23 protein-coding genes are annotated in these 26,231 nt (G+C 54.3%); 8 read left to right on the forward strand and 15 right to left on the reverse strand.

The genetic code is table 11. The features are described 5' to 3' along the window. Positions 1–9: 9 nt before the first annotated feature. From HMPREF1487_RS15785 to HMPREF1487_RS15815, 7 genes are all read right to left on the reverse strand, one after another. The gene (locus HMPREF1487_RS15785; RefSeq protein ID WP_010797678.1) at positions 10–2,523 is read right to left on the reverse strand and encodes a bifunctional diguanylate cyclase/phosphodiesterase; all 2,514 of its coding nucleotides are present in this window, start codon (positions 2,521–2,523) and stop codon (positions 10–12) included. Positions 2,524–2,805: 282 nt separating this feature from the next. After that, a complete protein-coding gene (locus tag HMPREF1487_RS15790) occupies positions 2,806–3,495 on the reverse strand; it encodes a hypothetical protein (protein WP_010797680.1) in 690 nt (229 codons plus the stop codon). A gap of 110 nt (positions 3,496–3,605) precedes the next feature. Continuing rightward, positions 3,606–4,307 carry an ABC transporter ATP-binding protein gene (locus tag HMPREF1487_RS15795; protein ID WP_010797681.1) on the reverse strand — a complete coding sequence of 234 codons (702 nt, stop codon included), beginning with the start codon at positions 4,305–4,307 and terminating at the stop codon, positions 3,606–3,608. Then, entirely contained in the window at positions 4,307–5,074 is a 768-nt protein-coding gene (gene livG, locus HMPREF1487_RS15800; protein ID WP_010797682.1) for a high-affinity branched-chain amino acid ABC transporter ATP-binding protein LivG, read from the reverse strand. The genes HMPREF1487_RS15795 and livG overlap by 1 nt, the downstream gene beginning before the upstream one ends. Next, a complete protein-coding gene (locus tag HMPREF1487_RS15805; RefSeq protein ID WP_010797683.1) occupies positions 5,071–6,342 on the reverse strand; it encodes a high-affinity branched-chain amino acid ABC transporter permease LivM in 1,272 nt (423 codons plus the stop codon). Before HMPREF1487_RS15805 ends, livG begins: the two co-directional genes overlap by 4 nt. Beyond that, positions 6,339–7,262 carry a high-affinity branched-chain amino acid ABC transporter permease LivH gene (gene livH, locus HMPREF1487_RS15810; protein ID WP_010797684.1) on the reverse strand — a complete coding sequence of 308 codons (924 nt, stop codon included), beginning with the start codon at positions 7,260–7,262 and terminating at the stop codon, positions 6,339–6,341. The genes HMPREF1487_RS15805 and livH overlap by 4 nt, the downstream gene beginning before the upstream one ends. 141 nt (positions 7,263–7,403) lie before the next feature. Next, a complete protein-coding gene (locus HMPREF1487_RS15815; protein WP_010797685.1) occupies positions 7,404–8,525 on the reverse strand; it encodes a branched-chain amino acid ABC transporter substrate-binding protein in 1,122 nt (373 codons plus the stop codon). Positions 8,526–8,806: 281 nt separating this feature from the next. Here HMPREF1487_RS15815 and HMPREF1487_RS15820 point away from each other — a divergent pair, with 281 nt between their 5' ends. Further along, a complete protein-coding gene (locus HMPREF1487_RS15820; RefSeq protein ID WP_010797686.1) occupies positions 8,807–9,121 on the forward strand; it encodes a DUF2288 domain-containing protein in 315 nt (104 codons plus the stop codon). A 15-nt stretch (positions 9,122–9,136) separates the two neighbouring features. On the opposite strand, the gene phnE is transcribed toward HMPREF1487_RS15820, so the two are convergent. From phnE to HMPREF1487_RS15845, 5 genes are all read right to left on the reverse strand, one after another. After that, a complete protein-coding gene (phnE, locus tag HMPREF1487_RS15825) occupies positions 9,137–9,901 on the reverse strand; it encodes a phosphonate ABC transporter, permease protein PhnE (RefSeq protein ID WP_010797687.1) in 765 nt (254 codons plus the stop codon). 2 nt (positions 9,902–9,903) lie between these two features. Then, positions 9,904–10,725, reverse strand: coding sequence for a PhnE/PtxC family ABC transporter permease (locus tag HMPREF1487_RS15830; RefSeq protein WP_010797688.1), 822 nt, complete (start codon positions 10,723–10,725; stop codon positions 9,904–9,906). After that, positions 10,719–11,519, reverse strand: a complete 801-nt coding sequence (locus tag HMPREF1487_RS15835) for a phosphonate ABC transporter ATP-binding protein (protein WP_010797689.1) — start codon at positions 11,517–11,519, stop codon at positions 10,719–10,721. Before HMPREF1487_RS15835 ends, HMPREF1487_RS15830 begins: the two co-directional genes overlap by 7 nt. Next, positions 11,516–12,364 carry a putative selenate ABC transporter substrate-binding protein gene (locus HMPREF1487_RS15840; RefSeq protein ID WP_010797690.1) on the reverse strand — a complete coding sequence of 283 codons (849 nt, stop codon included), beginning with the start codon at positions 12,362–12,364 and terminating at the stop codon, positions 11,516–11,518. Before HMPREF1487_RS15840 ends, HMPREF1487_RS15835 begins: the two co-directional genes overlap by 4 nt. Before the next feature lie 146 nt (positions 12,365–12,510). Then, on the reverse strand, positions 12,511–14,439 hold the full coding sequence (locus HMPREF1487_RS15845) for a transglycosylase SLT domain-containing protein (protein WP_010797691.1): 1,929 nt from the start codon (positions 14,437–14,439) through the stop codon (positions 12,511–12,513). Between the two features lie 217 nt (positions 14,440–14,656). Here HMPREF1487_RS15845 and HMPREF1487_RS15850 point away from each other — a divergent pair, with 217 nt between their 5' ends. Further along, complete coding sequence (locus HMPREF1487_RS15850) at positions 14,657–16,576, forward strand: ATP-binding cassette domain-containing protein (RefSeq protein ID WP_010797692.1); 1,920 nt, start codon at positions 14,657–14,659, stop codon at positions 16,574–16,576. A 32-nt stretch (positions 16,577–16,608) separates the two neighbouring features. On the opposite strand, the gene HMPREF1487_RS15855 is transcribed toward HMPREF1487_RS15850, so the two are convergent. Continuing rightward, positions 16,609–17,043 carry a universal stress protein gene (locus HMPREF1487_RS15855; protein ID WP_010797693.1) on the reverse strand — a complete coding sequence of 145 codons (435 nt, stop codon included), beginning with the start codon at positions 17,041–17,043 and terminating at the stop codon, positions 16,609–16,611. 491 nt (positions 17,044–17,534) lie between these two features. On the opposite strand from HMPREF1487_RS15855, the gene fadB reads away from it, so the two are divergent. The 6 genes from fadB to HMPREF1487_RS15885 all read left to right on the forward strand — a co-directional run bounded on the left by fadB (position 17,535) and on the right by HMPREF1487_RS15885 (position 24,949). Further along, complete coding sequence (gene fadB, locus HMPREF1487_RS15860) at positions 17,535–19,682, forward strand: fatty acid oxidation complex subunit alpha FadB (protein WP_010797694.1); 2,148 nt, start codon at positions 17,535–17,537, stop codon at positions 19,680–19,682. A gap of 27 nt (positions 19,683–19,709) precedes the next feature. Beyond that, the gene (fadA, locus tag HMPREF1487_RS15865; RefSeq protein WP_010797695.1) at positions 19,710–20,885 is read left to right on the forward strand and encodes an acetyl-CoA C-acyltransferase FadA; all 1,176 of its coding nucleotides are present in this window, start codon (positions 19,710–19,712) and stop codon (positions 20,883–20,885) included. Positions 20,886–20,945: 60 nt separating this feature from the next. Continuing rightward, positions 20,946–21,197 (forward strand): DUF1653 domain-containing protein, encoded by a 252-nt coding sequence (locus HMPREF1487_RS15870; protein WP_010797696.1) that lies wholly within the window; start codon positions 20,946–20,948, stop codon positions 21,195–21,197. 144 nt (positions 21,198–21,341) lie between these two features. Beyond that, complete coding sequence (gene topA / locus HMPREF1487_RS15875; protein ID WP_010797697.1) at positions 21,342–23,954, forward strand: type I DNA topoisomerase; 2,613 nt, start codon at positions 21,342–21,344, stop codon at positions 23,952–23,954. A gap of 93 nt (positions 23,955–24,047) precedes the next feature. After that, the gene (locus HMPREF1487_RS15880) at positions 24,048–24,566 is read left to right on the forward strand and encodes a DUF6586 family protein (protein WP_010797698.1); all 519 of its coding nucleotides are present in this window, start codon (positions 24,048–24,050) and stop codon (positions 24,564–24,566) included. A 146-nt stretch (positions 24,567–24,712) separates the two neighbouring features. Then, complete coding sequence (locus HMPREF1487_RS15885; RefSeq protein WP_010797699.1) at positions 24,713–24,949, forward strand: hypothetical protein; 237 nt, start codon at positions 24,713–24,715, stop codon at positions 24,947–24,949. On the opposite strand, the gene sulA is transcribed toward HMPREF1487_RS15885, so the two are convergent. Beyond that, a complete protein-coding gene (gene sulA, locus HMPREF1487_RS15890) occupies positions 24,950–25,420 on the reverse strand; it encodes an SOS-induced cell division inhibitor SulA (RefSeq protein ID WP_010797700.1) in 471 nt (156 codons plus the stop codon). A gap of 30 nt (positions 25,421–25,450) precedes the next feature. After that, positions 25,451–26,062 (reverse strand): transcriptional repressor LexA, encoded by a 612-nt coding sequence (gene lexA / locus HMPREF1487_RS15895; RefSeq protein ID WP_010797701.1) that lies wholly within the window; start codon positions 26,060–26,062, stop codon positions 25,451–25,453. Between the last annotated feature and the right edge of the window lie 169 nt (positions 26,063–26,231).

The raw sequence follows: 26,231 nt of genomic DNA on the forward strand, positions 1-26,231 counted from the left end.
TGGGCTTGCTCAGCCAAACAGTAAAGACAATTCATGCGCAGGTAATGCTTTGCTGAAATGAAAGCCCTGTACCTCGTCGCAGGCATCGCCACGTAGGTGCTCAAGTTGCTCTGCTGTTTCTACGCCTTCAGCCGTAACCGTCATGCCAAGGGATTGGCCCAACGTAATGATGGCCTGGACGATAGCGCGATCGTCTGGGTTTGTACCGATACCAGCGACAAAGCTGCGGTCTATCTTGATGCCATCAAAGGGGTAGCTGCGTAGGTATCCCAGAGAAGAAAAGCCTGTACCAAAATCGTCCATGTGGAGACGTATCCCGAGCGCCTTCAGGCTGTTGAGTGTCTCCAGCGCTCCGTCAGCATCGTCCAGCATGACGCGCTCGGTAATTTCCAGTTCAAGTCTGGAAGGATCCAGCCTACTCTCGGTCAGCGCATTTTGTACCTGATTGATCAGGTCGTGACGACCAAACTGTCGGGGCGAGAGATTCACAGAAATACCCACCGGTTGTGGCCATTTGACGGCTACGTGGCAGGCGCGTTTCAGTACCCAGTTTCCGATGGGAACGATAAGGCCGGTGTCTTCTGCCAGTGCAATGAAACTATCGGGTAGCAGCATGCCATGTTCAGGATGCTGCCAGCGTAATAGCGCTTCGAACCCGGTCAGCCGATTTCCCGTAAGCGAATAACGTGGCTGAAAATGGAGGCTCAATTCTTCTCTTTCCAGCGCCTGACGGAGATCGTTCTCCAAGCGTCGACGGCTGGTAATCAGCTCGTTCATTTCGTGGGAGTAGAAACGCCATGTATTACGGCCCGCAGCCTTGGACTGATAAAGCGCAATATCGGCGAGCCGCAGAAGCTCCTCTGCGTTATTTGTATCAGAGGGCGCTAGTGCAACGCCTATGCTTCCTCCAATAAACACGGTCTGGTCATCCACTTTGATAGGCTGATGGAGCTGATCAATGATTCGTGAGCTCAGTGCAGAAATTTCTTCATGGTTCTGAAGGCGGGTCATCACGACAATAAACTCATCACCACCGACCCGCGCGACTAGATCGGCTTCTCGAATGCAATTACGCAGGCGCTTGGCTACTTCCCTGAGCACTCTGTCGCCCGCTGCATGACCCAGCGCATCGTTGACCGGTTTGAAGCGATCCAGATCCACACTTAACAAGGCCACAGGGGCAACGCGTGTTGATGGGCCTACATGCTTTTTTAGAAACTCGTTCAAACGGTTGCGATTGGGCAGATCGGTTAAGGGATCATGCAGAGATAGGTGCCTTACCTGAGCTAGCGCCTTGACCTCGTCGGTAATATCGCTGGCCGTGCCGCGAAACCCTTGCGTGCCGTCTTTTATCGGTCGCGCCGAGACGCGGCAGGTCCGCTGCTTACCTTGTCGGTCATGATAATGACAGACGAGTGGAGTAGATGTAGAGGCGTTCCTTCGATGGTTCAGCCATGTTGTTAATGACTCATGGTCTGCTGTCAGCAGTTCATCAAGGTTTTTACCAAGCCACTGCTCAGGTGTAGTGCCTGTAACTTCCTCGAAGCGCCCTGAAAGATAGGTCAGGCAGTACTGAGCATCGATTTCCCACAGCCAGTCCGACGCGGCTTCTGCTACGTCTCTAAAGCGCTCCTCGCTAACCGCTAAAGCTTCCTTGCTCTGAGTCAATTCAACGTAATGAGCCTCCATGAGTCGTGCGGTAGAAAGTGCATTACGCAGGACTAGCCAGGTTGACGCGATCAGCATGAGACCCGCGATACCGAAGTAGGGAAGAATCGAGTCAAGCAGCGCCTGGCCATGACGGGGCGGGTCCCAGGCCAAGTAGCTATCAGCACCAGGTGCTAGACGAAGCGTGGACGAGCCTTCAATCTGAGGCGTCTGTGTAGTCCGCAGATTGATTAATCCATATTGCGTACCCAGCGCCTTGAGCTTGTCTGGTGTAAGGATATCGACGAAGAGAAGTACTGAGCGGGTACCGGGCCGTTCCTTAACGGTTGGGTCTTTTCCTGGCGTGATGGATCCAGCCGCAACGATGGCAGGTACTGAGTCGACTTTCAGGAGCGCACTGACTACCTCTTCCTTATTTTCAGGCGCGCGTGCCTTCTTCAGCAGAGCGTCAAAATCGCCTTGTAGCCATTGCCGGGCATCAAGAGGGGTTTGCTCACCTTCAAACAGTGAATAGACGGTTTTGTCCTGCGCATCTAAAACAAGTAATCCCTGAAAGCCATAGAGCTCATAAATCGACTCGCCCAGGTTTTCTCCGTCATACGCCCAGCTGATGTTGAGCTTAAGGTGCATGTTCTTGTAAAGCTCACCCCATTTGGAATAGTCAGATATGTCCTTTTTTATGCTTGTATTCAGGTCTTCAAGGGCTTTTTGAGCAGCGTATAAAGTGTCTGCCTGAGCCTGTTGATCCTGGCTACGAGCGTTGTAGATCAACAGCCCACATGCGAGCGAAAACATCAGGAACAGCACTACTGTAACCAGAGGGAATACGCGGCGGGTAAAAGTAGTACTGAGCATAGTAGGCAAAGGCGGCGCAGAGTGGTCTTAAAATATAGGCATTGATGGCAGATGGCCACTCTTGGGGAGGGGAGGCATCCTATAAGATGTCGACTGATGTGTGAAATAATTCAGCTAAAACAGATATTAAACTAGCAGGCCTAGTGAGCTTGGCGAAATAGATATTCGTCTGATGTAAGGCGGGCGCCCATGAGGCAGTAAACGAAGAACCTTGGATAAGAGACTTTCATTGCCAATGCGTGCTGTTTGAGGCTTAGTAACAGCACGCAGGACTGGATTTCTTTAATGGGTGTCAGTAGCACCGCCATAGTGCGCGCAGCCTGACATGCTCTTGCCATTGACACGCAGCTCCGCCTGAAGGGATTGAACCGTACCAGTGCTTTCATCAACACAGCGCTGCGGACTGACCCATAGCTCGACACGCTCGCCGTTGGCTTCGGTAGACAGGCTACGACTACCGTCGGGTAGTTGCTCCTGCAAATATGGAAGAGCCTGCTGGCTGCGATCGGTCGAGGCTATAACCATGCCTTGGCCACTTACTACCACATTCCATTCTGGAGTATGACCGGCTGCGCGAAGCGTCAGGCGCTTGAAATTAGGGTCTGAACAGCCGGGCCCGGTGTACTGCATGCGATACACTTCGGAAACGGCAAATACGCCATCGCTTCCAGCCGGCCCTCCAGATTTCATCTTTCCGCGTAAATCTGCGAATAGGCTGCTGGCACCGCTATCGGCCGTCAACTCATGAGCATCGTTGATAATAGACGTGTTGGCCGCATCGTCTATTTGAAAGTAGCGATGCTCCTGACAGGGGCGAAAGAGTAACTGGTCATTCGCTAACCGCAAATCACCTTGCAGGCGTACGCCTTGAGACGCCTTGGACGAAGCGATGCTATCGCTCGGGGTGCTATGGCAGCCTGCCAGCAACGTGGCCAGCAAGGTCAGGGGCAGCAGCAAGCGTGGCGCTAACATCTAGAGCTCTCCATTGAAACAAGGGTGGCAACGTTACTGAGCTATATCCGTTAGGACAAGGCTGAAATGAACTTGTGCGCTCTTTTTGAACGGAGCGCACAAGCGATCCTTTAGCCTCCCAGGTAGGCCTTGCGTACGTCAGGGTTGGCCAATAGGGCTTCGCCGGTATCCTGCATGACGATATGACCATTTTCTAGAACGTAGCCACGGTCTGCCAGTCTGAGCGCCTGGTTGGCGTTCTGCTCGACCAGAAATACCGTTACGCCATCCTCGCGCAGTTGTTCGATGATATCGAAAATCTGCTGAATGATGATGGGGGCTAAACCCAGTGAGGGCTCGTCAAGCAGCAGGAGACGCGGATGACTCATCATCGCACGACCGATGGCCAGCATCTGTTGCTCCCCGCCGGACATCGTGCCTCCGCGCTGGTGATAGCGCTCCTTCAAGCGAGGAAACAGGCCAAGAACCTTTTCAAGCTGACGATCATAGTCATGCTTGTCGGTAAAAAAACCGCCCATGGCGAGGTTTTCCTCGACAGTCAGGCGAGCAAAGACGCGGCGACCCTCAGGAACCACGGCGATACCTTTGCGCATGATTTCGGAGGAGTCTTTTCCGACCAGCTCTTCACCTTCGTAACGAATACTACCGCCAGCTGCCTTAGGAGAGCCGCATAGCGTCATCAGGAGGGTAGACTTGCCAGCGCCATTGGCGCCGATGAGTGTCACGATCTCCCCTTTGTTGACGGACAGGCTGACCCCATGCAGCGCCTGGATCTTGCCATAGAAAGTCGAAACGTTTTCGAACTGCAGCATCACGCTTCTCCCAAATAGGCTTTGATCACGTCAGGGTTATTACGGATTTGCTCCGGCTTACCATCGGCCAGGGGGGTGCCCTGATTGATAACGACAATATGATCCGAGATGCTCATGACTAGGTGCATGTCGTGCTCAATGAGCAGAACAGTTACGCCGTGCTCGTCTCGCAGCAGGGAAATCAGCGCTTTCAGGTCTTCCGTCTCGCGAGGATTAAGGCCGGCGGCAGGTTCATCAAGCATGAGGAGTTGGGGGCGTGTCATCATGCAGCGAGCAATCTCAAGACGGCGCTGTTGGCCATAGGCCAGATTGCCGGCAGGTCGGTTGGCGACCTCGGTGAGGTTGACCTGCTCAAGCCAGTGGCGGGCAAAGTCCATGGCTTCAGATTCTGCGCGGCGAAAGTCGGGAGTTTTGAAAAGGCCAGCTAGAAAATTCGTATTCAGATGGCGGTGTTGAGCAACCAGCAGGTTTTCAACCGCCGTCATTTCCTTGAACAACCGAACATTCTGGAAGGTGCGTACGATGCCGCGTCGAGCGATCTGGTGACCCGGCAAGCCATGAATGGGCGTACCTCTAAGTAGAATTTCACCTCCTGTTGGTTGATAGAAACCGGTCAGGCAGTTGAACACGGTTGTCTTGCCAGCGCCGTTCGGTCCTATCAGGGAAACGACCTGCTTTTCCTCGACGCTGATATTGACGCCATTGACCGCCAAGAGGCCGCCAAAACGCATGGTCAGGTCTTTAGCTTGAAGAATAAGTTGGCTCATTTACGCAGCTCCAAATGGGGGCGCTGCATCGGGAGCAGGCCTTGCGGCCGCCAGATCATCATCAGGACCATCATGGCGCCAAACATCAACATGCGATATTCACTGAACTCACGCATCAGCTCTGGAAGCAGAATCATGACAATGGCTGCCAGAATGACGCCCAATTGTGAGCCCATTCCACCCAGAACAACGATCGCCAAGATGATGGCTGACTCAATGAAGGTGAACGATTCCGGCGACACCAGCCCTTGGCGAGCCGCAAAGAAGCTGCCCGCGAAACCTGCAAAGCAGGCACCCAGCGTAAAAGCGGAGAGTTTGATAAGGGTCGGATTCAAGCCTAATGCACGGCAGGCGATCTCATCTTCACGTAAGGCTTCCCAAGCGCGACCGATGGGCATGCGCAGTAACCGATTGATCACGAAAAGCGTAAGCAGGACGAGCAGTAACGCAACCAGGTAAAGAAAGATCACCTTGTAGTTCGAGTTGTAGGCGATGCCAAAAAACTCATGGAATGTCTGCATGCCTTCAGGGGCACGCCGCTCAAACGTCAGGTTGAATAGCGTAGGCTTGTCGATTCCGCTAATGCCGTTGGGGCCGCCGGTGATGCTGGTAAGGTTGCGTAGCAGAATACGGATGATCTCGCCGAAGCCGAGCGTTACGATGGCGAGATAGTCACCTCGCAGGCGCAGCACGGGAAAGCCCAGCAAAAAGCCGAATAGCGCAGCCATCAAACCGGCAATGGGCAGGCAGATCCAGAATCCAAGGCCGTAATAGTGGGAGAGCAGGGCGTAACTATATGCCCCTACGGCGTAAAAGCCGACGTAGCCCAGATCAAGAAGACCCGCCAGGCCGACCACAATATTCAGACCAAGCCCCAGCATCACATAGATGAGAATCAGCGTAGCGATATCCACGGCCCCCCGTGAGCCGAAGAATGGCCAGACTAGCGCGACAAGAACCAGCCCGAGGATGACCCAGCGTTGAACAGATGGCTCGGTGAGCTGGGCGCCTAGTTTGGTCAGTGGTGAGGTGTGGGTGCCCCTGGTTCGGCGCGGCATGGGAATGCGATCACGTACCAACTGCCATACGAACATAAGGGCGGCCGCCCCAAAAATGATCGTCAGGGTGGTTGGGCTGGCGCCATGGACTTCGAGCCCGATACCCACTGTGGTCAGTTTTAGCCCCAAAACAGGGTAGGCCACTGCGAGTACGAGAAGCGCACTGAAAAAAGCCGTTTTAAGCTGTTTGTTGAAAGGGGTACTGCTCATACTTTTTCTACCTCCGGACGGCCCAGAATGCCGGTCGGCCGGAACAACAAAACGAGGACAAGAAGTGTGAATGCCACGACATCCTTGTACTGATCACCAAAAATATCGGCCCCGAACGCTTCGGCTACCCCTAGCACCAGTCCGCCCAGCATGGCGCCTGGAATACTGCCGATCCCGCCCAGTACTGCGGCAGTAAACGCCTTGATACCTGCCAGAAAGCCCAGACTCGGATTAATGACGCCGTATTGCATTCCGAGCAAAACAGCCGCGATGGCTGCCAGGGATGCGCCGATAACAAAGGTCAGGGCGATAATGTTGTTGGTGTTGATGCCAAGCAGGTTGGCCATCTTGATGTCTTCGGCGCAGGCGCGGCAGGCGCGGCCGAGACGCGAACGTGAGATGAACAGCGTCAATCCGAGCATGGCCAGAAACGTGACCACGAAGATCAGAATCTGCATGTACGAAATGACGACTCCACTCATGGCATCATTGCCAAATATGATGTTGCCAGGTAGCAGGCTGGGAATGGCCTTGTCCTTGGAGTCCTGTGCCAATAGCACTTCGTTTTGCAGAAAGATGGACATGCCGATAGCTGAGATCAACGGAATCAGGCGATTACTGCCACGCAGCGGACGGTAGGCAATACGCTCAATACTGTAGCCATAGGCACTGGCAACAATAATGCTGGCAGCAAAGGCCGCAATCATGATGATCGGCAGACTATGAATGCCCATGAGTGCCAATCCGGCGATGACAATGAAGGCTACATAGGAGCCAATCATGTATACCTCGCCATGGGCGAAGTTGATCATGCCAATAATGCCGTAGACCATGGTGTAACCAATGGCTATCAAGGCGTAGGTGCTGCCAACGGTCAAACCGTTTACCAGCTGTTGAAGATAGTGGTAGAGCTCAGGCATTACTTTCTCCTGAATAGCGGCCACAGTGCTTTTGGCGTCTTGGCACGCCTACTCATTTGGAATGAACAAAGCCCACGGAGGATACCGTGGGCTTTTGAGGACGTTTGCCAGACAACGTGCTGGCAAGTTCCTGCTTAACGGTTACTTGGCTTCGGTCTTGGTGCCGTCGGCGTGCCACTCATAGACGACAAATTCGAAGTTCTTCAGGTCGCCTTTTTCGTCAAACGCCAGGTCGCCTGTAGGTGTGCTGAACGTACTGCTGCGCAGGGCCTCTGCTACAGCATCGGTTTCAGTGTTGCCTGCCTTCTTGATGCCATCAGCAATAACTTGCACGGCTGCGTAGGAGGGGAAGACGAACGGGCCGCTCGGATCCTGCTTCTTGGCTTTGAATGCTTCAACCAGGGCTTTGTTTTTCGGATCCTGATCGAAAGAGCGGGGAAGGGTTACAAGCATGCCCTCTGAGGATTTGCCTGCAATGGCGGAAATTTCAGAGTTACCCACACCTTCCGGCCCCATGAAGCGAACTTTCAAGCCTTTTTCCTGTGACTGGCGCATCAGAAGGCCGAGCTCCGGGTGATAGCCGCCGTAATAGACGAAATCCACACCCGCCTGCTTCAGCTTGGAGATCAGAGAAGAAAAGTCCTTGTCGCCGGCATTGATACCTTCGAATACGGCAACTTTGACATTGGCGCCTTCAAGTGTCTGCTTGACGGCCGTGGCAATGCCTTCACCGTACTGCTGCTTGTCGTGGATGATGGCGACTGTCTTGGGCTTGATATGCTCGGCTATATATTTGCCGGCAGTAGGGCCTTGCATGTTGTCAAGACCAATGGTGCGGAAGATCAGTTTATGTCCGCGTGCCGTGAGATCAGGGCTGGTTGATGCTGGGGTGATCATCAGGATGCCTTCGTCCTCGTAGATATCGGACGCCGGCTGAGTGGAGCTGGAGCACAGGTGGCCAACCACGAATTTCACTTCGTCATTGACGATCTTGTTGGCAACGGCAACCGCTTGCTTGGGGTCACACGCATCGTCGTAGACTACGCCTTCGAGCTGCTGGCCATTGACGCCGCCAGCCTTATTGATTTGCTCGATAGCCATTTTGGCGCCGACAAATTCCATTTCCCCATATTGCGCTACAGGACCGGTAACCGGGCCGGCCAAGGCGATTTTTATTGTATCGGCAGCGACGCTGTAGCTGGTGAGTCCAGCCAGGGCCATGGCGGCGAATAGTCGGGAAAGACGCTGAGTTGCCTTATTCATAGTGCTCCACTCGAAATGCTTATTGGTTTTGGCAGATCACAAACGTTTATTGCAGTATTTATTCTTATTGCTGGCTTTCTTGTTATGACGATAAATCGGCATCGCAACGTGCGGAGTGTAGAGTGCCGATCACGGAATTGAAAAGTGGCACATCGACTGTATCGATACACTTTGTCGCATCATGTATCGGATACGAGCCGAAACCGGGCTGAAGACATGTCAATCCTGTCGACAATAAGCGACAGCCGCTATCATGTCGCTTTATTTTTAGGGGTGACGTGATGTCCGAAACCAGCACTCTGTACGCTACGCTGTTGGGCCAGACCGCTGAAATCACATGGCAAGAGTTACAGCCGCACTTTGCCAAGGGTTCGTTGCTTCGGGTGGATGCCGAGATAGACTTGATAGAGGCGGCAGAAGCCATTGTTCAGGACAATACAGGCAAGGTTTCTGCCTGGCTGACGTCCGGGCAAATGGCCAAGGTGACCGAGGATGAGGCACGGGGGTTTTTGGTAAGCGATCCAGTCTTTTGGGCAGTGGTCGTTGCGCCCTGGGTGCTTATACAGGCTAGAAACGGTAACAGCGGCGAGGCATGAGACCGCCAGGGTGGATCAATGATTGATCCACCGCTGACGGATCCAGGCACTAAAAGCGTCCACCAGCAGTACCAGGGTCAGCATGGCCAGGATAATGGTTGCAGCCTGAGCGAGTTGAAACAGGCTGAGGCTGATTTGAAGCATTTGTCCTAGGCCGCCAGCGCCCACGAATCCCAATATCGTCGCCATGCGGATATTGTTTTCCCAGCGATAGAGAATATAGGCAAGCAGCTGAGGCCAGACGCTTGGCAGAATGCCATAGGCGAAGGCGGCAAGGCGTCCGCCCCCAGCCAGTCTGATCGCATCGCTGGGGGCGGACGGAGTGTTTTCCAGCGTCTCGGCAAACAGGCGACCCAGTACACCCGCCGTATGCAGTGCCAATGCAAGCGTGCCGGCGTTGGGCCCTAGCCCTGCAGCCAGTACCATCAGTGCCGCCCACACCAGTTCCGGGACGGCGCGGAGGGCATTGAGCAAGAACCGCGCAACTGCTTTGAATAAAGTGCCGAGTCGGCCTGCCGCAGGCAGGGCCAGTATTATGCCAAGCAGGGCTGCCAATAAGGTACCCATGGCTGACATGGCCAGTGTTTCAAGGCAGGCCCAGGCAATGGCGTACAGGTGACTGCGGGAGAAATCGGGAGTAAGAAATCCGTTGGCAAATTTTGCCATTTGCGCAAGAGAGGTCCGCGAAAACAGCTCGATAAAATTCGTCTCAAGGTAAGCAAAGGACGAGGCAATGGCGGCTAGTACTACGATAACGGCGGCAAGACCCTTGATTTTCATCGTTACGGCTCTCGCAGCAAGCGGCTGATCAGGTCGGCCAGCATGACCAGTATCAGAAAGGTCAGCATCAGGCTGGCAACTTCTCCGCCAGCAAACATTCGCAGAGACAGATCGACCTGTTGTCCCAGCCCGCCAGCGCCAACAAATCCCATGACGACCGATGCACGGATAGCACACTCCCAGCGGTAGATCGTATAGGAGATCATTTCGCCGCTGGCGGCCGGTAGAAGTCCATATGCGAATGCCTGAAGTCGCGAGCTGCCACCCAAGAGCAATGCTCGCGTCGCGTCAGCAGGTACGGATTCGAAAATCTCGGCGTACACCTTACCCAGCATGCCACCATACGTGATGGCAATGGCCAGGACGCCCGCGGTTGGACCTAGGCCTACCGCTCGTACAAATAATAAGGCCCAGACAATTTCGGGAATGCTGCGCAGAATTACAAGAACGATACGTACCGTATTGCGAATCGTCTGACCCAGCCACGAAGGACGTCCTTGCCGATGAAGCGCGGAGATGGAAAGCGAGCGGGTTGCCAGCAAGGCTGCTGGAAAGGCGATCACCCAGGCGAGCGTCATACCGGCCGTGGCAATGGCTAGGGTTTCCAGCGTGGCTTTGCCAACTATCGAGAGAAACTCCGAATCGTAGGCTAGCGGCCAGAATCCTGCCAAAAAGCTACCCATGATTCTGGCGTTCTCGCCGGTGAGCAAACCAGGAATATCCAACTCGGACAGGTGAAGCCCAGGCCAGAGCAGTAAGAGTGCCAGTAGGCTGATGCCTAGACGAGGCAGGGCGGCAGGATCACGCGAGGGGGCAATCAGCATCGCGGTGGTGTGGCAGGCATGAAATAAACACTGGATGAGTTCTCTGGTGCTAATTGCTCATTGGCATAGAGCTGCTCCAGATCATCGGAGGTAACGGCTTGCGTTGCTTTGTCGAATACAATAACGCCTTGGCGTAGCCCAATGATTCGCGGAAAGTGTTTGATCGCCAGCTCTACGCTGTGCAGGCTGGCGATCAGCGTTGCGCTTCGTGTTTCGGCCTCACGAGCGAGAATGGTTAGTGTATGGCTGGCAAGTACAGGATCCATGGCGGAAACAGGCTCATCCGCCAGTATCAGCTCAGGCGCCTGGTATAGCACGCGGGCAATGCCGACGCGCTGGAGCTGGCCCCCCGAGAGCTGATCGCAACGCTGATACAGCTTTTCTGACAGGTCCAGCTTTGCCAGAGCCTGTTGGGCGCCCGGACGATCCAGTGGATAGACAAGGCTGACCAGGCTCTTCCATAAAGGCCATTGGCCCAGGCGCCCAGCCAGTACCGCCGTTACGACGCGTTGCCGCGCCGGGAGGGGAGGTGCCTGGTGAATCAGACCGATATGTGCACGAAGCGACTTCAATCGGGACACGCTCAATGACCACGGATCGGTCTGCAATACGGTGAGTTGTCCTGCCGTTGGCTTATGGCTTGTCGCCATCAGGCGGAGCAAGCTGGTCTTGCCTGCTCCAGAAGGGCCAATCAGTGCTACGCGTTCACCTTTGGTGATCTTCAGGTCAAGCTTTGAAAGCGCGCGATGCCCATTGGCGTGAAGAAGCTCCACGCCAGCTAACTGGACGCTCACTTCAACAGACCGGCCGCACGTGCAGAGCCTTCGATGCCCTTATAGTTTTCAGGAGAAGTTTCTACAAAACGACTGGCTGCCTGTAGATCCAGAATGGCTTTGTCTTCAGGCTTCGAAGGATCCAATGCAAGAAAGGCCGCCTTGATTTTGGCCGCCAGTTGCGGATCCAGATTGCCTCTGACGGTCCAGTTGTAATCGTAATAGGGCGGAGTGGTCGCGAAGACCTTGACCTTGCTTGTGTCTACTTTCTTGGCATCAACCAGCTTCTGCCAGACCGAAGCGTTCAAAACGCCTCCATCCACTTTTCCAGCCTGTACCCAGGCGGCAGTTGCATCATGGGCTCCAGAATAGGCTACACGTGAGAAAAACTGCTCCGGTATTACCCCTTCCTGCTGCATGAAGTAACGGGGCATCAGGCTGCCGGAGGTCGAAGAGATCGAGCCAAAGGCGAACGTTTTGCCTTTTAGGTCTTGAACCGATTTGACGTTTGGATCAGCTGTAATGAATTTGCTGGTGAATTTCTGATCTTCTTCCCGTTGTACCAGCGGATTCATGGGCGCTTTGAGTTGGGCCTGGACAAAGGTAAAGCCACCCAACCATGCCATGTCCAGTCTGTCAGAGGCCAGCGCTTCGACCACGCCTGCATAATCGGAGACCGGCACGAAGGTAACAGGCATGCCAATCTGCTTTTCCAGGTACTCTCCCAGCGGTTTGAACTTGCGAAGCAATTCGGTAGGTGCTTCATCCGGGATAGCCGAGACGCGTAGTGCATCTGCTGCCTGGGTAAGAAGGGAAGTGGCGCACAGGGTAAGACCGGCCACGAGGGCCAGGGAACGCTTCAACATGAGTTTCTCCGGTTCAATAGCGGAAAAAATAGAGCCGCGAAGTATACGGAGATTGACGAAATTTCACAGCCGCTTAATGGCACCCTGGTGTGGCGACGTGTAACGAGGCAGGAGCTGCAAAGCTATTGCAGCTCCTGCTTAAGTCATCAAGTTTCGTCAAAGAAGCGTTCGTGCCACTCTACCAGTGGCTGAGGCGTATTGAGTTTTTGGCCGTAGATGACCGCATACGCTAGCACGTTTTGGACATATTGACGGGTTTCGTCAAACGGAATGGTTTCTACCCAGACATCGAACGCCAAGTGCCGGGCGTCCTTCAGCCATCTTTTTACACGTCCGGGACCGGCGTTATAAGCCGCTGAGGCTAGAACACGGTTACCGTTGAATTGTGCATGAACCATGCTCAGGTAAGCGGTGCCCAGCTGGATGTTTGTGTCCGGTTGCAGGGCTGATTGAGGGCTGGCCAATGGAATAGAAAACTTGCTGGCAGTATGTTTTGCCGTCGCAGGCATCAACTGCATCAAGCCCATGGCTCCCACGCCTGAACGGGCATCGGCCATGAAGCCGCTCTCTTGCCGGGTAATAGCGAAGACCCAGCTGCTATGCAAGCCTCGCTGGCGCGCTTCACGAACGAAACTGTCGCGGTAGGCGATAGGGAAGCGGATGTCCAGATCGTCCCAGTACTTGGCTTGGCTAATTGAGCGAATAGCCGGGAAATACCATTGCATGTCGTAGGCCATGCGGGCCTGGGCAACCAATTCGTCCCGGTTGAAGCTGCGGCTGACATGAAACCACTCGCGCCGCGCATTTACAAATTCACCACGTGCATAGAACTCGAGCGCGCGCTGAATACCAGGCGTGGTGCGTACGCGGTTGCGAAGGCTATTGCTCAGTACGAGCGGACGATTGTTCAGCTGATAAGGCGCCTTGATGCGGTCGGCTGCTAGAAAGCCGTAGAAATCGCGCTCACGCGAGACTGGCTGGTAATCAGCCAGTACGCTTGAGCTTTGCGGCTGAGACAGCTCCAGGGTACGGGCGCGCCAGTATTGCCAGCGGTTGGTTTCCAGAAGCGATGGGGGAAACCGCTGGATTAACTGGTAAGTCTCTTTCCAGCGGGCCAGACGCAGTAGAAGGCGCGCACGCCATTCGCTGACCGTGTCATCACGGAGTTCCGGATCGTAACGCTCCATGAGCGGAAGGGCTCGTGGGTCAAAGTTCTTGGCCAGGGTCAGCCCGATCTCACGCGCAATGGATACTTTTTCGTCGCGCGAAAAGGGCAGGCGCTGACTATAGGTATCGAGTAGGCCCAATGCTTTCTCGGGATCCTGTTTGGCAAGGCGTCGCAAACCCAGACCAACCACATCGGCCATGGGCTCGCTGGCAGGTGTGAAGCGCTGCACATCGGCTAGCTGTTGGGGTTTCTGAGCGATATCGCTCATCAGGTTGGCAAGTGAGCCCAGGGTGGGCATCTGCTGTCCCAAATGGGTGACTAGCCCGTAATTACGCGCTTCGGCCGCCAGCTTGGCACGTTTCCAAACCATGCTTTCAGGCATCTGGCCGCGAGCAGCCCAGGCACTGAAAAGGCCATCACAGGCGGCTGGTTGTGACTTGCCTACCAGCCAGAGCTTTTCCGCTGTCTTGAAGGGTTGTGTTGTCTGGCCTTCCTGAATCTGGTGCTGGGCATTCAGGCAATCCAGTTCGGTAAAGTTGAGCTTGGAGTCATAGTAGCGGTCAAAGGTACTCCAATCGCCGCGCTCGGAGAGCCAGCGCAGCCAGCGCAGCTTCATCCAGTTTGCCTGCGGGAGATCGCCATGCTCGGCAAGAAAGGCTTCTATTTCTGTATTGCTGGCGTTCTTGAGGCGTGCGGTCAGCTCGTCATATTGCAGGTAGGGCTCCAGGGGATACCCTTGCAACGCATTGCGTGACTGCAAATAGAGACTGGCATCTCCCTTGGCCAGCGCTGCCTTGGCTTGGTCGTATAGGAGACGTTGTTGCTCAATGGGGGCCGCGTGAGCGGTTTCCAATCCAATGAGAGAAGCAAAGACACAGGTCAACAGCTTGAACAGACGGCCGCGCATGAGATTCCCGGAGAAGACTGCTGGTACATGCGGCTCGGCCGCACAAAGGCGATTACTTTAGCTTGTCGGCCATTACGACGAAAGCGTATGAGCTACCAACGGTCAGGCTAATAATCTTGTCGTCATATGTACGAAAACATTGAGTGCCGTCGGTAGGAAAACATGCAGTTCGTGCGGATGGGCACTAGAATGCACGTCCTTTTTCTTGGAGATGCCTATGACCTTGCTCAAATTCACCGGCGTATCCCTGGCTTTCGGTGCCATGCCATTGCTGGACGGAGTGTCCTGGCAGATTGCTCGGGGTGAGAGAGTCTGCGTGATCGGGCGCAACGGTACTGGCAAGTCCAGCATGCTGCGCCTGGTCAAGGGCGAGCAGATGCCAGACGATGGCGAGATCTGGCGTGCTCCGGCGCTGAAGATCGGAGAGTTGCCTCAGGAGCTGCCTCGGGCAGATGATCGTACCGTATTCGATGTTGTGGCCGAGGGATTGACTGGCGTAGGGGAGTTGCTGGCGGAGTATCATCGACTGTCCCAGAACATTCACACTGACGAAGACCTGACGCGTCTGATGCGCGTTCAGCAGGATTTGGAAGCCAAGGATGGCTGGCGACTGCAGCAGCTGGTCGAGAGCACGCTGAGCCGCCTTCAGTTGCCTGCAGAAAAGACCCTTGCAGAGCTTTCCGGAGGCTGGCGTCGGCGTGTGCTATTGGCGCAGGCCCTGGTGGCCGAACCTGACTTGCTGTTGCTCGATGAGCCAACCAACCATCTGGATATCGGGGCTATTGCCTGGTTGGAAGAGGCCTTGAGTCAATATCCGGGTGCGATTCTGTTCATCACCCACGACCGAGCCTTCTTGCAAGCCCTGGCGACACGCATTCTTGAGTTGGATCGAGGCCATCTGATCGATTGGCAGGGCGATTACGCCAGTTTTCTGGTGCATAAAGAGCAGCAGCTTGCAGCGGAAGAGACCGCCAACGCACTGTTCGACAAGCGTCTGGCTCAGGAAGAGGTCTGGATTCGTCAAGGCATCAAGGCTCGACGTACCCGCAACGAAGGGCGAGTGCGTGCATTGAAGGCCATGCGCTTTGAACGCAGCGAACGACGCGAACGCCAGGGTAAGGCAAACCTGCAGCTGGAAACCGCCGACAAGTCTGGAAAACAGGTCATTGTTGTCGAGCACGTGGATTATGCCCATCCAGGCAGCGAACCCATTATCCGTGATTTTTCCTTGGTGGTGCAGCGAGGCGACCGGATGGGCTTGTTAGGCCCCAACGGCTCTGGAAAGACAACCCTGCTTAAACTGCTGCTGGGTGACCTTGAGCCGACGGCAGGAAAAATCGTGCATGGCACCAAGCTCGAAGTGGCCTATTTCGATCAGCTGCGACATGCGCTTGAGCCTGAAAAAACCGTCATCGACAACATGGCTGAAGGGCGTGAAATTATCACAATCAACGGTCAGGATCGTCATGTCCTCAGTTATCTGGGGGACTTCCTGTTTAGCCCACAGCGTGCCCGTACGCCAGTGAAAGCGCTGTCAGGGGGCGAGCGTGCTCGGTTGTTGCTGGCGAAGCTGTTCAGCAAGCCGGCCAATCTGTTGGTACTCGACGAGCCTACCAACGATCTGGATGTGGAAACGCTCGAACTACTGGAAGAAGTGCTTCTGAGCTTTGAGGGCACCGTGCTGATGGTCAGTCACGACCGGGCGTTTCTTGATAACGTCGTAACCAGCACCCTGGTGTTTGAAGGCTCGGGCCTTGTACGTGAGTATGTCGGGGGCTATCAGGATTGGCTACGTCAAGGTGGATCGCCTCGCTTGTTAGGTGCGACAGGGTCGAAAATGGAGGCCAAGTCGGATGCGGCGGCCACTCAAGCGACACCCGTAGAAGCATCCAAGGCAGCAGCGCAGCAGGCGCCGGCCCGTAAAAAGCTCAGTTATAAGGATCAACGCGAGCTGGATGCCTTGCCGGCACAAATCGAGGCGACGGAAAACGAGCTGGCGAGACTGCAAAGCCAGATTTCCGATCCGGCGTTCTACCAGCAGCCGCTTGAAACGACGCGTGTCGTTGTTGAGCGCTTCGAGGCTTTACAGCTTGAGCTCGATCAGCTGCTGGAGCGATGGGCTGAACTGGAAGAATGAAAAAAGGGCTCCTGAGGGAGCCCTTTTTAGTATTACTTCCGGGTCAGGGAGACCGCTAAGGTGTCACACGGGGCACCATGTAACAGGTCATTGGCGGTCGAGCCCAGAAGAAGGGCAAGGCCATGGCGGCCGTGGCTGCCTACAACGATCAGATCACAGGCATTTTCGCGAGCAAAGCGGTGGATTTCCTGGCGAGGCTGCCCATAGGCCAACTGGCACTGGCCTTCCAGAAGGCTGTATTGCGCAACAAAGCTGTCCAGGCGTTCACGGGACTGTTCGATCTGCTGTTGTTGAAGGGAGGAAAGGTCCATGGGCACGTCACCGCCGAACGCCATAGCCATTGGTTCGACCACATGGACCAGGGAAACCTTGCTTTGGAGGCCGGTAGCCAGATCGACAGCACGACGGATTACGGCATGGCATTCATCAGTCAGGTCGATGGCTACCAGAATGTGTTTATAAGACATTTTATTTCTCCTCCTTAAGGATGGCGAACATTTCAAGTATGGCCTGTCTGGTGCGGCTCGCACCTGCTATCCAGATACCGTTTGGACCGCATTTCGCGGTACTTGCTCCTTGCTGCGGGTGTTGCGCCTCGCTGTTGTTAACAGATCGCTGCGCCAATTGCACCTATCCTTTGTAGAGATTGACGATTTTTCAGTCTCATGCCCTCTGGGCTCAATGGGTTGTTATGCCACGTTAACGCATGGGTCGAATTGACATAACGCAGGTTTTGAATGATCGTGTAGGGGCTGTCAAACACTTGTATGAATCAGATGTTTGTCTTGCGGGCCCTGTAGTGCTCGGGCAGAGAAGAGAAGGTTGCCGCAAGGTATAGCTTTCGCGTTTCGCCCGGGCTTAACGAATCCTAGTATCACGCCATGCAGTTGGCTGCCTGCCTGAATGGGCAACAAGGCTTGGATGTGAGTGTTCCGCTTCCACGTATGGAGATCAGTTGATGATTTACGAAGGTAAAGCCATCACGGTTAAGGCTCTAGAAAACGGTATCGCCGAGTTAAAGCTTGATCTTACTGGCGAGTCGGTCAATAAATTTAATCGCCTGACCTTGAACGAGCTGCGCCAGGCTGTCGATGCCCTCAAGGCCGACGCTTCGGTCAAGGCCGTCATTCTCAGTAGCGGAAAGGATGTTTTCCTCGTAGGGGCAGACATCACCGAGTTTGTCGAAAGTTTCCGTATGCCAGACGAGGATCTGCTGGCAGGAAACCTCGAGATCAATCAGATCTTCAATGACTTTGAAGACCTCAACGTCCCTACCGTAGCGGCAATTAACGGCATCGCGCTTGGCGGTGGCCTTGAAATCGCCATGGCTGCCGACTTCCGGGTCATGAGCGAGACCGCAAAGGTTGGTCTGCCAGAAGTAAAACTGGGCATTTATCCCGGTTTTGGCGGGACTGTTCGGTTGCCTCGCCTGATCGGTAGCGACAATGCCATCGAGTGGATTGCTTCGGGCAAGGAGAACTCTGCTGCCGAGGCGCTCAAGGTCGGTGTCGTGGATGCAGTTGTTGCACCCGACAAGTTGCAGGCCGCGGCGTTGGATCTGGCACGTCGAGCCATTTCTGGCGAGCTTGACCACAAGGCCCGTCGTCAGCCCAAGCTTGAAAAGCTCAAGCTAAACCCCATTGAAGCCATGATGGCATTCGAGTCGGCCAAAGGCTACGTTGCAGGTCAGGCGGGTCCGAATTATCCCGCGCCAGTAGAAGCGATCAAGACCATCCAGAAGGCCGCTAATTTCGGACGAGAGAAGGCGCTTGAGGTCGAAGCCAAAGGCTTCGTGAAGCTCGCCAAGACAACTGTTTCGCAAAGCCTGATCGGTCTGTTCCTGAATGATCAGCTGCTCAAGAAAAAGGCTAAGGTTTACGATCAGCAGGCGGGTGAGATCAAACAGGCCAGCGTCTTGGGGGCAGGTATCATGGGCGGTGGTATCGCCTATCAGTCTGCGCTCAAAGGCACGCCGATTCTCATGAAGGATATCCGTGAGGAAGCCATTCAGCTCGGTCTTGATGAAGCGAGCAAGCTTCTCAACAAGCGCGTCGAGAAGGGCCGTCTCGAGCCGGTGAAAATGGCTGAAGCGCTCAATCGTATTCGCCCCACTTTGTCCTATGGCGACTTCAAGTCGGTGGATATCGTGGTTGAGGCTGTTGTTGAGAATCCCAAGATCAAGCAGGCTGTGCTGGCAGAGGTCGAAGATCAGGTTGGTGAAGAAGCCATTCTGGCGTCCAATACCTCAACCATTTCGATCAGCTTGCTTGCACAAGCTCTGAAGCGTCCTGAAAATTTCTGCGGTATGCACTTCTTTAATCCGGTGCACATGATGCCTCTGGTTGAAGTAATCCGCGGCGAAAAGACCAGCGAAAAAACGATTGCGACCACTGTGGCCTATGCCAAGAAAATGGGTAAGAACCCTATCGTGGTCAATGATTGTCCGGGCTTTCTGGTCAATCGGGTGCTGTTCCCTTATTTCGGTGGTTTTGCCGGCCTGATCGGGCAGGGCGCTGATTTCCAGCGTATCGACAAGCTCATGGAAAAGTTTGGCTGGCCTATGGGGCCGGCTTACTTGATGGATGTTGTGGGGATGGATACGGCGCATCACGCCCGTGATGTGATGGCGGAAGGCTTCCCTGACCGGATGAAAGAGTCCCGCAAGACCGCTGTTGATACGCTGTACGAGGCTAAACGTCTTGGACAGAAGAACGGCAAAGGGTTCTATGTGTACGAGACCGATAAAAAGGGCAAGCCAAAGAAAGTCGCTGATGCAGAAACCTATGCCTTGCTCAAGCCTGTCGTGTATGAGCAGCGCGATTTCACGGATGATGAAATCGTTCAGCGCATGATGATTCCGCTGTGCCTGGAAACGGTTCGTTGCTTGGAAGATGGCATTGTCGAGTCGGCTGCCGAGGCGGACATGGGATTGATCTATGGCATTGGCTTCCCTCCCTTCCGAGGCGGTGCGCTGCGTTATATCGATTCCCTGGGCGTTGCCGAGTTCGTGGCACTGGCCGACCAGTATGCTGATCTGGGGCCGCTGTATCACCCGACTGAAAAGCTGCGCGAAATGGCCCGTAACGGCCAGTCCTTCTTTGGTTAACGCAGACAGTACAGAGCGAGAATTCTTATGAGCCTGAATCCAAGAGACGTTGTTATCGTCGACTTTGGCCGCACACCGATGGGTCGCTCCAAGGGTGGCATGCATCGTAATACCCGGGCAGAAAACATGTCTGCCCATTTGATTACCCAGCTTCTGGCACGCAATCCGCAAATCAATCCGGCAGAAGTGGAAGATGTGATCTGGGGGTGCGTAAACCAGACGCTCGAGCAAGGCTGGAACATTGCGCGAATGGCGTCCTTGATGACGCCCATCCCTCATACTAGCGCAGGGCAGACCGTAAGCCGGCTCTGCGGGTCTTCGATGAGCGCACTGCATACAGCTGCGCAGGCCATCATGACCGGTAATGGGGATGTGTTCGTGGTAGGTGGCGTCGAGCATATGGGACACGTCAGCATGATGCATGGCGTTGACCCTAACCCGCATCTGTCGCTTTATGCTGCAAAGGCCTCTGGCATGATGGGGCTCACAGCAGAGCTGCTGGGCAAGATGCACGGCATTACCCGGGAAGCACAGGATAAATTTGGCTACCGTTCGCACCAGTTGGCTTGGAAGGCCACTCAGGAGGGTGCGTTCAAGGACGAAATCATCCCCATGGAAGGACATGATGAAAATGGCTTCCTGAAGATGTTTGACTATGACGAGACCATCCGTCCTGATACAACGGTGGAAGGCCTGGCCGAACTCAGACCTGCGTTTAATCCAAAGGATGGTACAGTAACTGCAGGTACGTCATCCCAGATCACCGACGGCGCCTCCTGTATGATTGTGATGTCCGGTCAGCGGGCAATGGACCTTGGCCTGCAGCCACTGGCACGTATTCGGGCCATGGCGGTTGCTGGCGTAGACCCTGCGATCATGGGCTATGGTCCTGTTCCGGCTACCCAGAAGGCCCTCAAGCGTGCAGGGCTGTCGATGGGCGACATTGACTATGTCGAACTCAATGAGGCTTTCGCAGCCCAAGCATTACCGGTGCTGAAAGACCTCAAGCTCCTCGACAAGATGGACGAAAAGGTCAATCTTCATGGTGGGGCCATCGCGTTAGGTCATCCCTTTGGTTGCTCTGGAGCCCGTATTTCCGGCACGCTATTAAATGTCATGAAACAAAAGGGTGGTGCACTGGGCGTAGCAACCATGTGTATCGGCCTGGGTCAAGGCATTACGACGGTGTTCGAACGCGTCTGAGAATGGCGTTTATGCTACCGAAACCGGGGCCTGGCCCCGGTTTTTCTTTCTGGAGGGAACATGTCCTTACAACCTGGGCTCTATCGGCATTACAAGGGGCAGGAGTACCGTGTCCTGGGCGTAGCCAAACATTCTGAAACGGAAGAGGAGCTTGTTTTTTACCAGGCGTTGTATGGTGAATACGGCCTTTGGGCGCGTCCGCTCAGCATGTTTCTGGAAAGCGTCGAGGTGGACAGCGAGCGTGTTCCCCGCTTTGCTTTAGTAAAGGTTGAGGAGAATCCGTTAGGGCTTGCCGATAACGCGCAGCCTTGACCTTGCTCCAACAGCCACTATATATAGCGGGGCCTTACAGCCACGCTGTCATGGTTCGTCAGTCACTGCCTCACTGCCAAATGTCTGTCAGACTGTCTCGCCTTTCTCTTTACATCTTTTAATAACGCAGGAATCAACCGATACATGGGCAAATCGCTGGTCATCGTGGAATCCCCGGCCAAGGCCAAGACCATCAACAAGTATTTGGGCAACCAGTACGTGGTGAAGTCGAGTATCGGCCATATCCGTGACCTGCCTACCAGTGGGTCGGCAGGCGCGTCAAAAGAGCCCGCCACGAAAGGACGCAAGTCTGCTGCCGAAGCTCCAGCCCTTTCTCCAAAGGAAAAGGCCAAGCGCCAGCTTATCGCTCGCATGGGGGTCGACCCTGAGCATGGCTGGAAGGCGCACTACGAGATCCTGCCTGGAAAGGAAAAGGTGATCGAAGAGCTCAAGCGTCTGGCTAAGGAAGCTGACACTGTTTATCTCGCAACCGACTTGGACCGCGAAGGGGAAGCCATTGCCTGGCATCTTCGTGAGGCCATCGGAGGAGACGAAAGCCGATTCAAGCGGGTCGTCTTCAACGAAATCACTAAAAAAGCGATTCAGGATGCGTTCTCCAAGCCGGGCGAGCTGGATATCAATCGAGTCAATGCTCAGCAGGCCAGGCGCTTTCTGGACCGTGTAGTAGGCTACATGGTCTCGCCTCTGCTATGGCAGAAGATCGCCCGAGGGCTTTCGGCTGGACGTGTTCAGTCCGTTGCGGTCAAGCTGCTTGTGGAGCGTGAGCGGGAAATTCGTGCCTTCGTCCCTGAAGAGTACTGGGAAGTTCACGCCGATTTGGCGAACCCCAAGAATGCCAAGGCGCGTTTTGAGGTCGTCCGGCAAAACGGCGAAGCATTCAAGCCGTTGAACGAGGCGCAGGCAAGTGCTGCCGTCGAGAAGTTAAAGGCTTCCAGCTACAGCATTAGCAAGCGTGAAGACAAGCCTACCAGCAGCCGACCTTCCGCTCCGTTCATTACATCGACTTTACAGCAGGCTGCCAGCAATCGGCTGGGCTTTGGTGTAAAGAAAACCATGATGATGGCCCAGCGTCTTTACGAGGCGGGTTATATCACTTACATGCGTACCGATTCGACGAACCTGTCCAGCGATGCCATTACCATGGCTCGGGCGTTTATCGAAAATGAATTTGGCGACAAATACTTGCCGGCCAAGCCTAATTTCTACAGCAGCAAGGAAGGTGCGCAGGAGGCTCACGAAGCAATTCGTCCGTCTGACGTAAACACGCGTCCTGACCAGCTGTCTGGCATGGAGCGAGACGCCGAACGCTTGTACGATTTGATCTGGCGTCAGTTCATTGCCTGTCAGATGCCTCCTGCGGAATATCTTTCTACGACCGTTACGGCAAAGGCCGGTGAGTTTGAGTTGCGCGCCAAAGGGCGAATCCTTAAGTTCGATGGCTTTACCCGAGTTCTGTCGCAACAGAGCAAGCCTGGCGAAGACGACGTACTGCCCGAAATGAACCAGGGCGATGCCATGAAGCTGCTGAAGCTGGATCCCACTCAGCATTTTACCAAGCCGCCGGCACGTTTCTCCGAGGCCAGTTTGGTCAAGGAGCTGGAAAAGCGCGGTATTGGTCGTCCGTCAACCTATGCAGCCATCATTTCCACGATTCAGGATCGCGGCTATGCCACCGTGCATAATCGCCGTTTCTATGCGGAAAAAATGGGTGACATTGTTACTGATCGGCTGGGTGAGAGCTTCTCTGACCTCATGGATTATGGTTTTACCGCCAACATGGAAGGTGATCTCGATACCGTAGCGCAGGGCGAGCTCGACTGGAAAAACCTGCTGGATGAGTTCTATAGCGACTTCAAGAAAAAGCTGGAAGCCGCTGAGAGCGCTGAAGGGGGGATGCGTGCAAATGTGCCGACTCTCACGGATATCCCCTGTCCGACATGTAGCCGGCCGATGATGATCCGTACCGCTTCAACGGGTGTGTTCCTTGGATGCTCGGGTTATAGCCTGCCGCCCAAAGAGCGTTGCAAAGGAACGATCAACCTTGTTCCGGGTGATGAAATTGCTGAGGACGACGAAGGTGAGTCGGAATCGCGTGTGCTGCGCGGCAAGCACCGCTGCGATATTTGCGGAACCGCGATGGATGCTTACCTGATTGACGAGCATCGCAAGCTCCACATCTGTGGCAATAACCCCGATTGCTCGGGTTATGAAGTTGAAACCGGTAACTATCGCATCAAAGGCTATGAAGGGCCTTCGTTGGAGTGTGACAAGTGCGGCAGTGAAATGCAGCTCAAGACGGGTCGCTTCGGCAAATTCTTTGGATGTACCAATCCTGAGTGCAAGAATACGCGCAAGCTGCTGAAGAACGGCGAGCCGGCTCCGCCCAAGATGGATGCCATTGCAATGCCTGAACTCAAGTGCGAGAAAGTCAACGATACGTATGTATTGCGAGATGGAGCTTCAGGTTTATTCCTGGCGGCCAGCCAGTTTCCAAAGAATCGCGAAACTCGCGCACCGTTGGTCAGCGAGCTGTTGCCGCACAAGGATGAAATCGATCCGAAATACCATTATCTATTAAGTGCTCCGGCCAAAGACCCAGACGGCCGTTCTGCTGTTATTCGCTTCAGTCGCAAGACGAAGGAGCAATATGTACAGACAGAAGAGAATGGTAAGCCGACCGGTTGGAAAGCCTATTTCGATAATGGGAAGTGGAAGGTAGAAGACAAGCGTAGTTGATGCGCTGTATCTGGTTGCCAGGTCTGCAAGCCTGGCAATCGGTGTCTGTGTAGCGGGGCAGCTGGCACCGCTTTGCCTTGGGAGGATTCAGGCATGTCTCATGAGATCTATACTCGTACCAACCAGAAGTTGTACTTCGCCGGTTTAAGCCTTGAATCGTGGCGCAGAGCGGAGCACGAGCAGAGCATGAATGCCCAAGGGCAGATTCAGGCCGAGCGAGAGGCAACGTTGTTTCATTTGTATGGTGCTGTTTTGGGGTTGTGTCATGAAGTGGCAGGTTATTACCGCCTGCCTAACGCCCAGGCTGCCTCAATCGAGCAGTTTTTAAACCCACAAGCTTTGAAAGATTCGCCAACTCCTGAGTTGGCTGAATTGTTTGAATTGGCAAGTCATCAGCAAACATGGCTGGCTCAGTTGCTGGATGGGTTCTCTGCATTGCAAAAACCACCGCAGCCTATCAAGCAGGCTAAGGTTGACCCTGGTCTGCCGCTGATTGAGTCGGTTACGCTTGATGAAGAGAAGAGGCTGCTGAGCCATACTGAACTCGAAGCCTGGAGAAAAAACATCAAGGAGTTGGCGCTGCGCTTTCGTGGTTTATTGACCGAATGGTGAGGCACAGACGCCAAAAATGTGTAGATCTTCTTGATTGAAGAGCTGTCTTGCAACATTTTAGTCTTTATTGCATTACGTTAATCGATAGAGCCTAGGGAAGGGCAGGTGCGACTGCTACAATGCCAGCGCCTGCTGGAGATGCACATATGTCTACGTCTTATCTTGAAATTGTCGAACTGGCTGATGGCCGTATCGTTCTGCGCCGTGCCGATGGTGAAGAGGCACTGGTGACATTGGAATTTTCTTCCGATGCGAAGGACTTTCTGCATGGCCAGCAAGTTGAAGTGGCTAAAGCCATGTTCAATTTGGGTGTGCAGATGGCGGGGCGTCTAGCCGAAGGAGATATGATAGAACGCGAAGATACTCCCCGCGTTCTTCATTGATCAGCCCAAGCGAATGTTAAGGCTTTGGGCGTTGCCTGTCTGAGCGGCCAAAGCCAGCTTTTTCTTCTCGGAAGTCTTCATGCCGTGGAGCCAGCTCACCACGGTATGGCTTCTTCCTGAGCGTAAGGCTTCACAAGCAAGCTCTAGTGTCTGCATGCTCTGACGCGGTTGCAGCAGCAGGATTCTATTCAGATTCAAATCCCTTGAGCGCAGCCACTTTGTCGTTAGCAGCGTCGGAGGTGCTATCAGTGTCAGCCACCGGGGATCCTGTTCGTCACTCAACTCCCGCAGCATGGGTGCTAGCAAATGCAGGCAATGGTCTTGAGCGCCGTTTAGAGTCACTTCACTAAAGCAATCAGGCAGAGTCGCCGCCTGAATAGGTCCAGCCAAAAAAGGATTGAGCGACGGTTGAACCAGTGCGTCGTGAAACAACGGCAACTGTCCATGATCCGGCGGCAATAAAGATTGCACTGAACACCTCCTTATAGATACGTTGACTCGTTAACGCCTGATGACACCTACGCTCAGGCCTTCGATTACTAGATCCTGCTTATTGAGGTCCACCTCAATAGGCTGGAAATCAGGGTTTTCAGCAATCAGCCAAACCTTGTTGCCCTCACGTTTGAACCGCTTGACCGTAACTTCTTCTCCGACACGAGCAACCACGACTTGCCCGTTGCGCGCCTCACGAGTGACGTGAACCGCCAGAAGGTCACCATCAAGAATACCAATGTTCTTCATGCTCATGCCTTCTACCTTGAGAAGGTAATCCGCACGTGGTTGGAAGAAGTCAGGGTTAATATTGCAATTTTCTTCCACGTGCTGCTGGGCCAGGATTGGCGCGCCTGCAGCGACACGACCGATGACAGGGAGCTCACTGTCAGAAGGTTTCTGTGTTTCCAGCCCAGGAATGCGGATTCCGCGAGAGGCACCAGGCGTCATTTCAATAGCGCCTTTACGTGCAAGCGCCTTGAGGTGCTCCTCTGCCGCATTCGGGGATTTGAAGCCAAGCTCCTGAGCGATTTCCGCACGGGTGGGCGGGAATCCGTTTTCTTCAAGGCAGCGCTTGATGAAGCTCAGGATTTCAGACTGTCTCGGAGTTAGTTTTAGCATGATAGGTGTCTGGCTTTATATACAGTTCCTGGGATTATATACAGTATTGGTTTGAGGGCAACCGACTTTTTATCAGCCAAATGCCATTACGGCACTTAGCTATCCCAGGCATTGACTCAGGAATGTTTTAAACATATGTTTAAAACATTTTATGATCAGGTAGTTAAGC

It is taken from the genome of Pseudomonas sp. HPB0071 (assembly GCF_000478505.2).
Classification (GTDB): domain Bacteria; phylum Pseudomonadota; class Gammaproteobacteria; order Pseudomonadales; family Pseudomonadaceae; genus Chryseomonas; species Chryseomonas luteola.

Bases quoted from the DNA above. Each gene is read 5' to 3' on its own strand.
- phnE (WP_010797687.1), bottom strand. From the start codon at position 9,901: ATGAAAATCAAGGGTCTTGCCGCCGTTATCGTAGTACTAGCCGCCATT.
- HMPREF1487_RS15795 (WP_010797681.1), bottom strand. From the start codon at position 4,307: ATGCTGCAGTTCGAAAACGTTTCGACTTTCTATGGCAAGATCCAGGCG.
- HMPREF1487_RS15880 (WP_010797698.1), top strand. From the start codon at position 24,048: ATGTCTCATGAGATCTATACTCGTACCAACCAGAAGTTGTACTTCGCC.
- HMPREF1487_RS15805 (WP_010797683.1), bottom strand. From the start codon at position 6,342: ATGAGCAGTACCCCTTTCAACAAACAGCTTAAAACGGCTTTTTTCAGT.
- fadA (WP_010797695.1), top strand. From the start codon at position 19,710: ATGAGCCTGAATCCAAGAGACGTTGTTATCGTCGACTTTGGCCGCACA.
- lexA (WP_010797701.1), bottom strand. From the start codon at position 26,062: ATGCTAAAACTAACTCCGAGACAGTCTGAAATCCTGAGCTTCATCAAG.
- HMPREF1487_RS15785 (WP_010797678.1), bottom strand. From the start codon at position 2,523: ATGCTCAGTACTACTTTTACCCGCCGCGTATTCCCTCTGGTTACAGTA.
- livG (WP_010797682.1), bottom strand. From the start codon at position 5,074: ATGAGCCAACTTATTCTTCAAGCTAAAGACCTGACCATGCGTTTTGGC.
- HMPREF1487_RS15855 (WP_010797693.1), bottom strand. From the start codon at position 17,043: ATGTCTTATAAACACATTCTGGTAGCCATCGACCTGACTGATGAATGC.
- HMPREF1487_RS15815 (WP_010797685.1), bottom strand. From the start codon at position 8,525: ATGAATAAGGCAACTCAGCGTCTTTCCCGACTATTCGCCGCCATGGCC.
- HMPREF1487_RS15870 (WP_010797696.1), top strand. From the start codon at position 20,946: ATGTCCTTACAACCTGGGCTCTATCGGCATTACAAGGGGCAGGAGTAC.
- HMPREF1487_RS15840 (WP_010797690.1), bottom strand. From the start codon at position 12,364: ATGTTGAAGCGTTCCCTGGCCCTCGTGGCCGGTCTTACCCTGTGCGCC.
- livH (WP_010797684.1), bottom strand. From the start codon at position 7,262: ATGCCTGAGCTCTACCACTATCTTCAACAGCTGGTAAACGGTTTGACC.
- HMPREF1487_RS15830 (WP_010797688.1), bottom strand. From the start codon at position 10,725: ATGCTGATTGCCCCCTCGCGTGATCCTGCCGCCCTGCCTCGTCTAGGC.
- topA (WP_010797697.1), top strand. From the start codon at position 21,342: ATGGGCAAATCGCTGGTCATCGTGGAATCCCCGGCCAAGGCCAAGACC.
- HMPREF1487_RS15845 (WP_010797691.1), bottom strand. From the start codon at position 14,439: ATGCGCGGCCGTCTGTTCAAGCTGTTGACCTGTGTCTTTGCTTCTCTC.
- HMPREF1487_RS15820 (WP_010797686.1), top strand. From the start codon at position 8,807: ATGTCCGAAACCAGCACTCTGTACGCTACGCTGTTGGGCCAGACCGCT.
- HMPREF1487_RS15850 (WP_010797692.1), top strand. From the start codon at position 14,657: ATGACCTTGCTCAAATTCACCGGCGTATCCCTGGCTTTCGGTGCCATG.
- HMPREF1487_RS15790 (WP_010797680.1), bottom strand. From the start codon at position 3,495: ATGTTAGCGCCACGCTTGCTGCTGCCCCTGACCTTGCTGGCCACGTTG.
- fadB (WP_010797694.1), top strand. From the start codon at position 17,535: ATGATTTACGAAGGTAAAGCCATCACGGTTAAGGCTCTAGAAAACGGT.
- HMPREF1487_RS15885 (WP_010797699.1), top strand. From the start codon at position 24,713: ATGTCTACGTCTTATCTTGAAATTGTCGAACTGGCTGATGGCCGTATC.